Source organism: Pseudomonas sp. NFX224, from assembly GCF_048565165.1.
Lineage (GTDB): Bacteria > Pseudomonadota > Gammaproteobacteria > Pseudomonadales > Pseudomonadaceae > Aquipseudomonas.
Genome location: NZ_CP183416.1, coordinates 1,724,031 through 1,738,127 on the forward strand (window position 1 = coordinate 1,724,031; position 14,097 = coordinate 1,738,127).

General features: G+C 61.6%; 12 protein-coding genes. 3 read left to right on the top strand and 9 right to left on the bottom strand.

Annotation, left to right across the window (positions count from 1 at the left end; translation table 11 throughout):
• Positions 1 to 14: 14 nt before the first annotated feature.
• The 9 genes from ACNYC6_RS07815 to ACNYC6_RS07855 form a co-directional block, all read right to left on the bottom strand.
• Positions 15 to 1,016, bottom strand: coding sequence for a diguanylate cyclase domain-containing protein (locus ACNYC6_RS07815; RefSeq protein WP_419711802.1), 1,002 nt, complete (start codon positions 1,014 to 1,016; stop codon positions 15 to 17).
• 48 nt (positions 1,017 to 1,064) lie between these two features.
• Complete coding sequence (locus ACNYC6_RS07820) at positions 1,065 to 2,075, bottom strand: chemotaxis response regulator protein-glutamate methylesterase (RefSeq protein WP_419711803.1); 1,011 nt, start codon at positions 2,073 to 2,075, stop codon at positions 1,065 to 1,067.
• On the bottom strand, positions 2,072 to 4,357 hold the full coding sequence (locus ACNYC6_RS07825; RefSeq protein ID WP_419711804.1) for a hybrid sensor histidine kinase/response regulator: 2,286 nt from the start codon (positions 4,355 to 4,357) through the stop codon (positions 2,072 to 2,074). Before ACNYC6_RS07825 ends, ACNYC6_RS07820 begins: the two co-directional genes overlap by 4 nt.
• Positions 4,354 to 5,037 (bottom strand): chemotaxis protein CheW, encoded by a 684-nt coding sequence (locus tag ACNYC6_RS07830; protein ID WP_419711805.1) that lies wholly within the window; start codon positions 5,035 to 5,037, stop codon positions 4,354 to 4,356. The genes ACNYC6_RS07825 and ACNYC6_RS07830 overlap by 4 nt, the downstream gene beginning before the upstream one ends.
• Entirely contained in the window at positions 5,034 to 6,305 is a 1,272-nt protein-coding gene (locus tag ACNYC6_RS07835) for a CheR family methyltransferase (protein ID WP_419711806.1), read from the bottom strand. Before ACNYC6_RS07835 ends, ACNYC6_RS07830 begins: the two co-directional genes overlap by 4 nt.
• Entirely contained in the window at positions 6,302 to 6,838 is a 537-nt protein-coding gene (locus ACNYC6_RS07840; protein WP_419711807.1) for a chemotaxis protein CheW, read from the bottom strand. The genes ACNYC6_RS07835 and ACNYC6_RS07840 overlap by 4 nt, the downstream gene beginning before the upstream one ends.
• Positions 6,838 to 8,460, bottom strand: a complete 1,623-nt coding sequence (locus ACNYC6_RS07845) for a methyl-accepting chemotaxis protein (protein WP_419711808.1) — start codon at positions 8,458 to 8,460, stop codon at positions 6,838 to 6,840. Before ACNYC6_RS07845 ends, ACNYC6_RS07840 begins: the two co-directional genes overlap by 1 nt.
• Positions 8,461 to 8,761: 301 nt before the next feature.
• On the bottom strand, positions 8,762 to 9,484 hold the full coding sequence (locus tag ACNYC6_RS07850) for a tellurite resistance TerB family protein (RefSeq protein ID WP_419711809.1): 723 nt from the start codon (positions 9,482 to 9,484) through the stop codon (positions 8,762 to 8,764).
• A 118-nt stretch (positions 9,485 to 9,602) separates the two neighbouring features.
• Entirely contained in the window at positions 9,603 to 9,851 is a 249-nt protein-coding gene (locus ACNYC6_RS07855) for a hypothetical protein (protein WP_419711810.1), read from the bottom strand.
• Positions 9,852 to 10,143: 292 nt separating this feature from the next.
• On the opposite strand from ACNYC6_RS07855, the gene ACNYC6_RS07860 reads away from it, so the two are divergent.
• The 3 genes from ACNYC6_RS07860 (at position 10,144) to ydcS (ending at position 13,883) form a co-directional block, all read left to right on the top strand.
• Positions 10,144 to 11,058, top strand: a complete 915-nt coding sequence (locus ACNYC6_RS07860) for a LysR family transcriptional regulator (protein WP_338584985.1) — start codon at positions 10,144 to 10,146, stop codon at positions 11,056 to 11,058.
• Between the two features lie 132 nt (positions 11,059 to 11,190).
• The gene (locus tag ACNYC6_RS07865) at positions 11,191 to 12,648 is read left to right on the top strand and encodes a gamma-aminobutyraldehyde dehydrogenase (RefSeq protein ID WP_419712928.1); all 1,458 of its coding nucleotides are present in this window, start codon (positions 11,191 to 11,193) and stop codon (positions 12,646 to 12,648) included.
• Between the two features lie 83 nt (positions 12,649 to 12,731).
• Positions 12,732 to 13,883, top strand: coding sequence for a putative ABC transporter substrate-binding protein YdcS (ydcS, locus tag ACNYC6_RS07870; protein WP_419711811.1), 1,152 nt, complete (start codon positions 12,732 to 12,734; stop codon positions 13,881 to 13,883).
• Positions 13,884 to 14,097: the final 214 nt, after the last annotated feature.

Below are 14,097 nucleotides of genomic sequence, written 5' to 3' on the forward strand. Positions count from 1 at the left end.
AGGAGTCGATGCGTTTACCCGATCCCCACCTGATTACGCCCATTGTGCTTCGCCAGATACAGGCCCTTGTCCGCCGCCGAAATCAAGTCACGGCAATTGCTGCCCGTTTGCGGGGTAATGGTCGACAGGCCGATGCTGATGGTCAGGCTCGCGCCCTCGGCCGGGGAAATGTGCGGAATTTTCAGGGCTTCCACGGTCATGCGCAGCTTTTCCGCCATCAGTCGCGCGCCGCCCTGGGAGGTGCTGGGCAGGACCAGGGCGAATTCTTCACCGCCGTAACGGGCCGGCAGGTCCGAAGGCCGGGCGCTGGCGTCACGGATGGCCGCAGCGACCTTGCGCAGGGCTTCGTCGCCTTCCAGGTGGCCGAAGGTGTCGTTGTAGGTCTTGAAGTAGTCCACGTCGATCATCAGCAACGACAATTGGCTCTGTTCACGCAGTGCGCGGCGCCATTCCAGTTCCATGTACTCGTCGAAATGCCGGCGGTTCGACAGCCCGGTCAGGCCGTCGGAGTTCATCAGCCGTTGCAGCACCAGGTTGGTGTCGAGCAACTGCTGCTGGCTGACCCGCAACGCGCGGTACGCCGCGTCACGCTGCAGCAACATCATGTAGGAGCGCGAGTGATAGCGAATCCGCGCAACCAGTTCGATGTTGTCCGGCAGCTTGACCAGGTAATCGTTGGCCCCGGCCGCGAACGCCGCGCTCTTGATCAGCGGGTCTTCCTTGGTCGACAGGACGATGATCGGAATGTCCTTGGTCGCCGGATGATTGCGGTATTCGCGCACCAGGCTCAGGCCGTCAAGGCCGGGCATGACCAGATCCTGCAGGATCACCGTCGGCTTGATGCGCACTGCATGGGCAATGGCCTGGTGCGGGTCGGCGCAGAAATGGAAGTCGATGTTTTCTTCGTTCGACAACCCGCGTCGCACCGCCTCACCGATCATCGCCTGATCGTCGACCAACAACACCATGGCGGCATTTTCGTCCGTCTTGAAGGCGTCGAGCTGTAATTCATTCATGTGCTTTCACCTGAATACTACCGGGACCAGGATTGCTGCTTAGGGTAGTCATTTTGGAAAAATCTCCAGCAATCGTGGCGCTATCTTGTCCAGCGGACGTATTTCCACGGCGGCATCGATGGCCGCGGCCGCCTTGGGCATGCCGTACACCGCACTGCTGTTTTGGTCTTGTGCGATGGTCAGGTAGCCCTGCCGACGCATGAGTTTAAGTCCCTGCGCGCCATCACGGCCCATGCCAGTGAGCAAAACGCCTACCGCATCGCCATTCCAGTAATTGGCCACGCTTTCGAAAAAAACATCGATCGAGGGCCGATAAATTTCGTTGACCGGTTCGGCGGTGTAGGCCAGCGTGCCGTTTTTCAACAAGCGAATATGGTGATTGGTGCCAGCCAGCAGGACGGTGCCGCTTTGCGGTGGTTCGCCCTCCTGAGCCAGGCGAACGTTGAGGCCGCTGGCGCTGGCGAGCCATTCGGCCATGCCGGCGGCGAACACCTGGTCAACGTGCTGCACCAGCACGATGGCCGGGGAAAAGTTCCGTGGCAGCCCCTTGAGCAAGACTTCCAGCGCCGCCGGCCCGCCTGCGGACGAACCAATGGCGATCAGGCTCTGGCGCGAGCCCGAACTGCGTGCCGGGCTTGGTGCGGATCGCTCGCGGCTGCCCTTGTCGCCGATCAGCCAGCCGATGTTCAGAATCTTGCGCAGCAACGGCGCCGCCGCTTCCTGGGCATTGCCGGCACCGAGGGCCGGGGTGTCGACCACGTCCAGCGCGCCGTGGCCCATGGCTTCGAACACCCGGTGTACGTTCTGCTGGCGATCGACCGTGACGATGACGATGGCGCAGGGCGTTTCGGCCATGATCCGTCGAGTGGCCTCCACCCCGTCCATCACCGGCATGATCAGGTCCATCAGGATCAGGTCGGGTGTCTGCTCGGCACACTTCTGTACCGCTTCCTTGCCATTGCCTGCGACCCAGATCACCTGGTGCGCCGGCTCGAAAGCCAAGGCCCGGCGCAAGGCTTCCACAGCCATGGGCATGTCGTTGACGATGGCGATTTTCATGCCCGCGCTCCTCCTATGAGCTCAACCACTGCATCGAGCAGGGCATCGTCATGAAAACTGGCTTTGGCTAGATAATAGTCGGCTCCTGCGTCCAGTCCACGACGACGGTCCTCTTCGCGATCCTTGTAGGACACCACCATCACCGGCAGCGATTGCAGGCGGTTGTCCCGGCGCAACAAAGTCACTAGCTCGATACCGTCCATGCGCGGCATATCAATGTCGGTGATCAGCAGATCGAAATCCTCCGAACGCAGGGCGTTCCAGCCGTCCATGCCGTCGACTGCGACGGCCACGTCATAACCACGATTGAGCAGCAGTTTGCGTTGCAGTTCGCGAACGGTCAGAGAATCGTCGACCACCAGAATCCGCTTGCGGGCCGCTTCGGCCGCCTGGTTGCTGTGGCGCGCGATACGTTCCAGACGCCCGGTGTTGAGCAGTTTATCCACGGAACGCAGCATGTCCTCGACGTCGACGATCAACACCACCGAACCGTCGTCGAGCAAGGCCCCGGCGGAAATGTCCTGGACCTTGCCCAAGCGCTCATCCAGCGGCAACACGACCAGCGTGCGCTCGCCGATGAAGCGCTCGACCGCCACCCCATAAATCGTATCGCGCTCGCGGATGACCACGACTTTGAGGGTCTGCTGACTGCCCTGGCTCGCCGGACGTTGCAGCAATTGACTCGCCGCCACCAGCCCGACATGCCGGCCTTCATGCCAGAAGTGCTGCCGGCCCTCGACCTGCACGATGTCCGCCGGCTCCAGATCGCACATGCGTTCGATATGCGCCAGCGGGAAGGCATAGGCTTCGTCGCCGACGTCCACCACCAGACTGCGCACCACCGACAGGGTCAACGGCACCTCAAGATGGAAGCGACTGCCCTCACCCGCCGTCTGCTCCAGCACCACCGCCCCGCGCAACTGGCGGACCATGTGCTGCACCGCATCCAGACCGACTCCGCGTCCGGAAACTTCGGTGACGGTGTCGCGCAGGCTGAAACCCGGCAGGAACAGGAACGTCAGCAGCTCTTCTTCACTCAACTGCGCGGCGGTTTCGGCCGGGGACAACTGGCGTTCGATGATGCTGCGGCGGACCTTCTCCAGATCCACGCCATTGCCGTCATCGCTCAGCTCCAAAACCAGCAACCCGGCCTGATGGGAGGCGCGCAGACGGATCAGGCCTTCCTCCGGTTTGCCGGCCAACAACCGTTGCTCCGGGGTTTCGATGCCGTGGTCCACGGCATTGCGCAGCAGGTGCGTCAGTGGCGCTTCGAGTTTTTCCAATACATCGCGGTCGACCTGGGTTTTCTCACCTTCGATCTCCAGTCGCACCTGCTTGCCAAGACTGCGGCCCAAGTCGCGAACCATGCGCACCTGACCGGTCAACACATCGGCGAATGGGCGCATGCGACAGGCCAGTGCCGTGTCGTACAACACCTGTGCACGCTGGCTGGCCTGCCAGGCGAACTCATCCAGTTCAGCGTTTTTTTCCACCAGCAACTGCTGGGATTCGGCCAGTAATCGACGGGCATCCTCCAGGGCTTCCTGGGCTTCGAGGCTCAGGGCATGGTCCTTGAGATGGACGTTGAGGTTCTCCAGCGCTCGCAGGCCGTTGTCCTGCATGCGCTTAAGGCGCTGCATGGTGGCCAGGTGAGGTTTGAGCCGCAGGGTTTCCACCAGCGACTTGCTTGACAGATCCAGCAGGCTGTTCAGGCGTTCGGCGGTCACCCGCAGCACGCGCTCGCCGTTCTCAGTGGCGCGTTTGGTCTTTTTCGGGGCGGCCGGTGGCGCTTCGATGACCGGCTCCGGGATTTCAATCTTTGCCACGGGTGCTTCGAGCTGAAGCTCGGCCATGACCGGAGCGATCGGCGCCATAGTCGGTGCGACGGCAGCGGCCGGATCGAGCAAACGCGCCATCAACCCGACATAAGCTTCAATATCAGCAGGCGCCGGCGCGCTGCCGGGGGTGGCGATGCGCATCAGCAGATCCGTGCCCTGCAGCAACGCATCTATATGTTCGGGGCGCAGGTACAGCCGCCCTTCCTGGGCACTGACCAGGCAATCTTCCATGACGTGGGCAACACTGACCCCGGCATCGACCCCGACGATTCGTGCGGCGCCCTTGAGCGAGTGCGCCGCACGCATGCACGATTCAAGTTGATCGGCCAGGGTCGGGTCACGCTCCAGCGCCAACAGACCTGCGCTCAATACCTGGGTCTGGGCCTCGGCTTCCAGGCTGAACAGTTCAAGCAAAGAGGCATCGCGCATTTGCTCGGGGGTCATGTGAGGCTCCGGGTCACGGCAGACAGCAGCTGTTCTTCATCCAGCCAACGCAGACTGCGACCTCTGAATTGCAACACGCCTCGGGTGTATTTGGCATTGGCCTGATCGCCGGATGTCGAAGCGGCTTCGAGCAGGCGCTCGTCGATGGCGTGAATGCCGTCTACCTCGTCCACCGGCACCACCACCGGTCCACCGTGGGCGGCAATGATTAGCATGCGCGGCATGACCCGCGCGCCCGTCGCCACACTGCTGACGCCGTCAAGCCCGAGCAATTCCACCAGCGACAGGCACGCCACCAACGCACCGCGTACGTTCGCTACGCCGAGCAAGGCCCGGGAGCGCTGATGCGGCAAAGAGTGAATGGCTTGCATCGGCGCTACTTCCACCAGGCTGCGCGTCGCCAGACCTAACCATTCTTCACCGAGGCGGAACATCAGCAGCGAGCGGGTTTTGACCTCGCTTTCGAGCGTGCCAACCACGTGTTCGCGATCTTCCTGCTGCAAGGCATAGCGATCCAGCAAGCGTGTCGCCGCAGCCGAATACACCGCGCAATTGCGGCAATGAATGTGCTCGATCAGCAACGGGCAAGACTTGTCGCCGTGGATACCGATGCGGTTCCAGCAATCGTCGATGGCCTGGGCATCTTCACGGGTGACGCCAAAGGTGTCGGAGGCAATCATCGTTTACGCTCACTGTCAGCGGTGCGCTCGCTACGGGCGGCGCGGTCCTGCAATCGTCTGGCTCCGACGGTATCGCCCTGGGATTGCAGCAAGGCAGCCAGGTGCATCAATGCGTCGGGATGTTGCGGTTCGAGGTACAACGCCTTGCGGTAATAGCCCTGGGCTTCCAGGACACTGCCGGCGACATCGCTGAGCAAACCGAGCCAGTAAAACACTTGGGCCACCGGTTCGTGACTGCGCAGGTAACTGTCGCACGCGGAGCGGGCCTCGGCACTTTTACCTTCATTGGCCAGCGCGGCGATGTTCGCCAGCAGCGTGGCGGCATCGGCGTTGACCGGTTTCGCAGATTGCGTAGGCCGGTCAATGCTGGCGAACGGGCGCCTGATGGCCGGCGCCGGCACGACATTGCGCACCGGTTGCGGCACCGGCAAGGGTGCAGGCACGAATATCGGCAACGGCTCAGGTTCCGCAGCGCTCTGGCGGCTGAAGGCAAAGGACTGTGGGATGCCGATCGAACGCATGCCCAATCGCCCCAGCAAGCTGCCCTCGGCCGGGCCGATAAACAGCACGCCGTCGACATGGGTCAGGCGCTTGAGCACTTCGAAAACCTGTTTTTGTGTGACCAGATCGAAGTAGATCAACAGATTGCGGCAGAACACAAAATCATAGGGTGGCTCGTTGGCGAGCAAGGTCGGATCGAGCAGATTGCCGACTTGCAGACGCACTTGATCCAGCACCCGGGCGCTGAGATGGTAACCATCATTCTCAGGCGTGAAATAACGGTCGCGATACTCGATGTCCTGCCCGCGAAAAGAGTTCTTGCCATACACCGCGCGCCGGGCTTTCTCCACCGACAACGGGCTGACGTCCATGCCTTCGACCTTGAACTGGTGCGGTTTGAACCCGGCATCCAGCAGCGCCATGGCAATCGAATAGGGCTCTTCACCGGTGGAGCACGGCAGGCTGAGAATCCGCAGGGCGCGCAGGTTGTTGATGTCGGCCAACCGTTTGCTCGCCAGTTTCGCCAGGGTGGCGAAAGACTCCGGGTAACGGAAAAACCAGGTCTCTGGAACGATCACCGCTTCGATCAGCGCCTGTTGCTCGTCGCTGGAGCCCTGCAAAATGCACCAGTACTCGTCAGCCGTCTGCGCCGCCGACGCCGCACTGCGTTGCCGCACCGCACGCTCGATGATCGCCGGGCCGACGGAGGTTACGTCGAGGCCGATGCGCTCTTTGAGAAAATCGAAAAATCGCTGGTCGCTGCTCATGGACGGTCCTCAAGCAACGTCAGGTCCAGGGGCGGCGTCGGAAACAACAGCGCTCGCACCGGCTCATCCAGCAGATCGGCCACGCGTACCCATTGCAGCAAACCTTGCGCGTCTTCACGTACAGGCCCCAGATAGGGCGCCTGGCGATTATCCAGGCCATAGGGCTGAAAATCCGCCGGGTTGCAACGCAAGGTGTCAGTGGCCTGCTCCAGAATCAGCCCGAGCCATTTCGCCGGAGCGCATTCATCCGGGCGGTAATGCACCAGCACCAGCCGTGTACTGGTGCGCGCCTGCGCCGCAGTACCGAAGGTCAGCGCACTGAGGTCGATCACCGGCACCACCGCACCGCGATAGGCAAACACCCCGGCGACCCAGTGTGGCGCGTGGGCGATGGGTTTCAATGGCAGGCGCGGCAGCACTTCCACCACGTCGATGGCCTGCAAGGCATAGCGCTCGCTGCCGATGCGGAACACCAGAAACAACGCGTGCAACGCCTGCTTCACGGCAGTGCGTTTGGCCGTGAGTTCGCTCATCAGACTTTGAATCGCGAAACGCCGCTGCGCAGCCCGACGGCCACCTGGCTCAGTTCGTCGATGGCAAAACTGGCCTGGCGCAGGGATTCGACGGTCTGGCTGCTGGCATCGCCCAATTGCACCAGCGCGTGGTTGATCTGCTCGGCGCCGGTGGCCTGAGCCTGCATGCCTTCGTTGACCATCAACACCCGCGGCGCCAGCGCCTGCACTTGATGGATGATTTGCGACAGTTGCTCGCCCACCTGCTGCACTTCGGACATGCCGCGACGCACTTCTTCGGAGAACTTGTCCATGCCCATCACACCGGCCGACACCGCCGATTGAATCTCACGCACCATCTGCTCGATGTCGTAGGTCGCGACAGCCGTCTGATCCGCCAGACGCCGCACTTCGGTGGCGACCACGGCGAAACCGCGACCGTATTCACCGGCCTTCTCGGCCTCGATGGCGGCGTTGAGCGACAACAGGTTGGTCTGGTCGGCGACCTTGACGATCGTCACCACCACCTGATTGATGTTGCCGGCCTTCTCGTTGAGGATCGCCAGTTTGGCGTTGACCAGATCTGCTGCGCCCATCACCGAGTGCATGGTTTCTTCCATGCGTGCCAGGCCTTGCTGGCCGGAACCGGCGGCCACCGAGGCCTGATCGGCTGCGGTGGACACTTCGGTCATGGTGCGCACCAGATCACGGGAAGTCGCGGCGATTTCACGGGAAGTCGCGCCGATTTCAGTGGTGGTGGCGGCGGTTTCAGTGGCGGTGGCCTGCTGTTGCTTGGAAGTGGCGGCAATCTCGGTGACCGACGTGGTGACCTGCACCGACGAACGCTGCGCCTGGGACACCAGCGAGGTCAGCTCGGCCATCATGTCGTTGAAGCCGGTTTCCACGGCACCGAACTCGTCCTTGCGCTCAAGGTTCAGGCGACCGCTGAGGTCACCGGTGCGCATGATTTCCAGAATACTCACGATGCGGTTCATCGGCGCCATGATCGCGCGCATCAGCAACAGGCCACAGAGGGCGGCGGCCAGCACTGCGATCACCAGGGAAATGCCCATGATGACTTTGGCGGTGAGCACCGCATCGTCAATGGCCGCGATGTCCGCGTCCGCCACAGACTTGTTGTGACGCAGGATGTCATTGACCTTTACTCGACCCGCTGTCCAGGCGGGCGTCAGTTCAGCGTTAAACAGGTTGACGGCTTCGGCGTTCTGGTTGCGTTTATACAACTCGATTACCGCGGCCAGGATCCGATGGTAGTCCGCATGAAGTTGTTCGAACGCGGCGTACTCGACCCGGTCTTCATCGTCGGTAATCGTTCCACGGTAGAGGTCCATCTGCTCCTTCAACCGCTCGGCGTAGCCCTTGAAGTTCGCCGCATCTTCGGCGGTAAAGCCCTGCCCTTCCTCCATCCCGAGCATGGCCTGAATGCGCATATAACTGTCGGACCACGCCCCACGAATCATCGAGCTGTAATACAGGCCTGGCAAAGCGTCATCACGCACGCTGGCTTCGCTGCTTTCGATCTTCAGCAGCCGGGAATACGAGACGACCACCATCAGCAACATGATGGCGATAATTACCGCAAAGCTCGCCAAAATGCGTTGGCGCAACGTCCAGTTCTTCACAGTCAGTCCTCGGGAGCATTTCGAAATGCGGGGAGTATAGCCGAGGGCGCTGTTTCATTTATAAGACGGTTTCGCACCACTTCTCATCTCGCCGGAAAAAGCCGGGATGGGCTCTGGGTGGGGACTTTCCGTTAATTGGGGTGTCGGGGGTTAGGGGTGATTCGGCAGAAAGGGGCCGTGGAATGGTCATTGAGGAATAGAGTACTGCTCAAGAGATCAAAAGATCGCAGCCTGCGGCAGCTCCTGCAAATGGACACCGATCCAATGCAGGAGCTGCCGCAGGCTACGACCTGTTCAGGATCTACGTGGAAGCCTGACGAACCTGCTTCTCCAACTCCGCCTTCAATCCCGGCTCAAGCTTGAGCTGGCGAGCCAGTTCGTCGAGGTAGGACTTCTCCATGAAGCTCTCTTCATCCACCAGCATCACACTGGCGATGTACATCTCGGCAGCCATTTCCGGGGTCCTGGCGGCGCGGGCGACATCGCTCGGGTCCAGCGGCTTGTTGAGTTCGGCGTGCAGCCAGTGTTGCAGTTCCTGATCGTTGTCGAGCTTGGTGAATTCACCCTCGATCAGCTCGCGTTCGCGCTCGTCGATGTGCCCGTCAGCCTTGGCCGCCGCCACCAGCGCCTTGAGAATCGCCTGGCTGTGCTGCTCGACTTGAGCCGCCGGCAAGCGGTCGAGGGTATGTGGTTCTGTCTTCGGTGCACTGCCTTGCTGCGCCTGCCAGTTGCCGTAGGCTTTGTAGGCAATCACGCCCAAAGCGGCCAGGCCGCCATAGACCGCGACCTTGCCGCCAACCTTGCGCGCCTTCTTGCTGCCCAGCAGCAGGCCCATCGCTCCCGCAGCCAAAGCACCCCCGCCAGCACCAGAGAGCAGGCTGCCGAGGCCGCCCGAGCCGCCACTGCCACCGAGCAAACCGCCGAGCCCGCCGGCAGCGGATTTGTTCTGCGTCCCGCCGGCCTTGTTCTGCAACATGTCCTGGCCCGATTTGAGCAACTGATCGAGCAATCCACGGGTGTTCATTTTTCCGCCTCCAAAAAAGGGTTCAACCGGACACTAAGGCCATCAGCCTAGATCGAAAGTGCCCGGTGATCCCCGGCGGGTGTGCTTCCAGATGTTGCTGTTCGGCCGATATCGGTCGTCAGGGGTAAGTCAGCGTCACCCGGTAATTTCCCGAGCGCACCGGTTGATTGGCGGCGTCCAGCAATACGTATTGCCGGGCGAACATCCCCCGGCCCTCAGAGCTCTCAACCAGCAGCTGGATTTGATGGACTGTCGAGTCGAGCGAGCTGACCGAACCCACCGGCTCCACGCTTTGCACTTCGACGCCAACGCCGCGCGCCAGGGCCGGGCAGCCATTCAATGCAAGACCGTTGGCCGTATCAGACACGACGCAGGGTGCCTCCACGATGGCGCCCTGAAAATGGATAGACATTGGAGTAGATGCAAAACAACTCCCGCTCAGACTCCACAACACCCCCAACCCGACCGACATCTTCCTGACATTCATTTCGACACCTCCATTGAAAAGGCTCATGCCTGATAAGGAGTGTCGGCGAAAAATCGAAATAGGTTAGGCCGTCGGCGAAGTTCTTCGCAGTGTGCCAGCCTGCCGGTATCCATGAGAAAAAAAGATATACACTCGAACAATTCTAGAAAAACCGCCCACCGGGTACTTTCCAATGATGACCTTGCGTCAGATCCGTCATTTCATTGCTGTGGCCGAGACCGGCTCGATTTCTGCCGCCGCGCAAACCGCGTTCATTTCCCAATCAACCCTGACCCTGGCGATCCAGCAACTGGAAGAAGAGATCGGCGTCAGCCTGTTCAACCGCCATGCCAAGGGCATGACCCTGACCCACCAGGGTCACCAGTTTCTGCGCCAGGCGCACTTGATTCTGGCCACCGTGGACAACGCCAAACGCAGCCTGCAACAAAGCACCGATCAGGTCGCCGGGCAGTTGATCATCGGGGTGACCAGCCTGGTGGCCGGTTATTACCTGGCGGATTTGCTCACGCGCTTCCAGCGCGCTTATCCCAACGTCGAAATCCGCGTGATGGAAGATGAGCGCCCGTACATCGAGCATTTGCTGGTCAGCGGCGAGATCGATGTGGGCGTGCTGATCCTTTCCAACCTGGAAGACCGTCACGCCTTGCAAACCGAAGTGCTGACCCATTCGCCCCACCGGCTATGGCTGCCGGCCCAGCATCCGTTGCTGGAACACGACAGCATCAACCTCGCTGATGTGGCCCGCGAGCCGCTGATTCAGCTGAATGTCGATGAAATGGACCGCAACGCCCAGCGCATGTGGACGGCGGCCTCGCTGCAACCGCGCATCACCTTGCGCACCGCCTCGACCGAAGCGGTGCGAAGCCTGGTTGCCGCCGGCCTGGGCGTTTCGATCCAACCGGACATGACCTATCGCCCATGGTCACTGGAGGGAGACATCATCGAAGCGCGGCCCATTGCTGACCTGAGCCAGACCCTAGACGTCGGCCTGGCCTGGCGTCGCGGCACGGCGCGCCCGGCCTTGGTCGACCCGTTTCTCACCGTCGCCCGGGAACAACCCCATGGCGGACGCAAGCCATCTATTTAATCGAACGCCACCTTCAGTATTTAGAATTTGTCGACCTCGGGTCCGCGCACTAGTCTTGCTGCATCTATATAAGACGGCCGGCCCCGAGACACAGGGAGCAGCATGGCCACACCAGAAAAGAGAACCCGAAAAATGGCTGGCGCGCAGACCCCGTTGTTCACCGCCTTGTTAATCGATGGTGAATTAGTCGCAGGGCAAGGCTGTGTCGAGCCGATTCTCAACCCGGCCACCGGCGAAGTCCTGACGCAGATCGCCGAAGCCAGCACCGAACAAGTCGAAGCCGCCATCCTCGCCGCCCACCGCGCCTTCGCCGGTTGGTCGCGGACCACGCCGCAGCAGCGCTCGAACCTGCTGCTGGACATCGCCAACGCCATCGAAAAAAACGCCGACCTGCTCGCCCGCCTCGAATCCCTGAACTGCGGCAAGCCACTGCACCTGGCCCGTCAGGACGACCTGAGTGCCACGGTCGACGTGTTCCGTTTCTTCGCCGGGGCCGTGCGCTGCCAGACCGGCCAGCTCAGCGGCGAATACCTGCCGGGCTACACCAGCATGGTGCGGCGCGATCCTATCGGGGTCGTGGCATCGATTGCGCCGTGGAACTACCCGATCATGATGGCCGCGTGGAAAATCGCCCCGGCCCTGGCCGCTGGCAACACGCTGGTGTTCAAGCCGTCGGAGCACACGCCGCTGTCGATCCTGGCCCTGGCCCCGGCGCTGGCCGAGATCCTGCCGCGCGGTGTGATCAACATTGTTTGCGGCGGTGGTGAAGGCGTCGGCAGCCATTTGGTCAGTCATCCTAAAGTGCGCATGGTGTCGCTGACCGGCGATATCGTCACTGGCCAGAAAATCCTCCAGGCCGCCGCCAAAACCCTCAAGCGCACCCACCTCGAACTCGGCGGCAAAGCCCCGGTGATCGTCTGCAACGATGCCGACATCCAGGCAGTCGTCGAAGGCGTGCGCACTTATGGCTATTACAACGCCGGGCAGGATTGCACCGCCGCGTGCCGGGTTTATGCTCAGGCCGGGATTCACGACCGCCTGGTGAGTGAACTCGGCGCCGCCGTCAGCAGCCTGCGCTTCGCCGGCAAGCGCGATGCCGACAACGAAATCGGCCCGCTGATCAGCACTCGCCAGCGCGATCGCGTGGCCAGTTTCGTCGAGCGCGCCCTCGGCCAGCCGCACATCGAGCGGGTGACCGGTGCCGCGGTGCATTCCGGTGCCGGCTTCTATTACCAGCCGACGTTGCTGGCCGGTTGCAAGCAAAGCGATGAAATCGTCCAGCGCGAAGTGTTCGGGCCGGTGGTCACCGTGACCCGTTTCGATCAACTTGAACAAGCGGTGGACTGGGCCAACGATTCCGAATACGGGCTGGCGTCGTCGGTCTGGACCCAAAACCTGGACAAGGCCATGCAGGTCGCGGCTCGCTTGCAATACGGCTGCACCTGGATCAACAGCCATTTCATGTTGGTCAGCGAAATGCCCCACGGCGGCCTGAAACGTTCGGGCTACGGCAAAGACCTCTCCAGCGATTCGCTCCAGGACTACAGCGTGGTGCGGCACATCATGGCGCGCCACGGGCAACATCTCTGACTACGCTAATAACAAGCCGCTGACGGCATGCTTCACCACGTTCACAACTGCCCCGACCATAATTTAAAGAAGAGGGAATTCCCATGTTCGTGCACAAGACCGCACTGCTCAGTGCAATCACCACCGCGCTGCTGGCCAGTGCCAGTGTCCAGGCCGCCGAGCCGCTGAAGGCTGTCGGCGCAGGCGAAGGTCAACTGGATATCGTGGCGTGGCCGGGCTATATCGAACGTGGCGAAAGCGACAAGGCCTATGACTGGGTGACCGGTTTCGAGAAAGAAACCGGCTGCAAGGTCAACGTGAAAACAGCGGCCACCTCCGACGAGATGGTCAGTCTGATGGCCAAGGGTGGCTACGACCTGGTGACCGCGTCCGGCGACGCCTCGTTGCGGCTGATCGTCGGCAAGCGTGTGCAGCCGATCAACACGGCGCTGATCCCGAACTGGAAAGACCTCGACCCGCGCCTCAAAGATGCGCCGTGGTACGTGGTCAACAAACAGACCTACGGCACCCCGTATCAGTGGGGCCCGAACGTGTTGATGTACAACACCAACGTATTCAAGACCGCACCGACCAGCTGGGGCGTGCTGTTCAATGCGGAAAACCTGCCGGACGGCAAACCGAACAAGGGCCGCGTGCAGGCCTATGACGGCCCGATCTACATTGCCGACGCGGCGCTGTACCTCAAATCGGCCAAACCGGAACTGGGCATCCAGAACCCCTACGAACTGACCGAAGCGCAGTACAAGGCTGTGCTTGATCTGCTGCGCGCGCAGCAGCCGTTGATCCACCGCTACTGGCACGACACCACCGTGCAAATGAGTGACTTCAAGAACGAAGGCGTGGTCGCGTCAGGCGCCTGGCCGTATCAGGTCAACGGTCTGATCAACGAGAAGCAGCCGATTGCTTCGACCATCCCGAAAGAAGGCGCCACCGGGTGGGCCGACACCACCATGTTGCACGCCGAAGCCAAGCACCCGAACTGCGCCTACAAGTGGATGGACTGGTCGCTGCAACCGAAAGTCCAGGGTGACGTAGCGGCGTGGTTCGGTTCGTTGCCAGCCGTACCGGCCGCGTGCAAGGAGAGCGAACTGCTCGGAGCCGAAGGCTGCAAGACCAACGGTTTCGACCAGTTCGACAAGATCGCCTTCTGGAAAACCCCGCAGGCTGAAGGCGGTAAATTCGTACCGTACAGCCGTTGGACCCAGGACTACATCGCGATCATGGGCGGTCGTTAACACCTCCTCACCTGAGGCGAGGGAGCTTGCTCCCGCTGGGTGGCGATGCCGCCCCGAAACCAGTCAATGCGGTCAGTCAGTCAAACCGCATCAACTGTTTTAGGGAGTGCTCCGCCCTGGAGCGCCAGCCCGGTCCAGCGGGAGCAAGCTCCCTCGCCACAAATGCACTTTGATTTTGTTTTTTCAGAAGTCCAGGCAGGGCCGCTGCGACGGC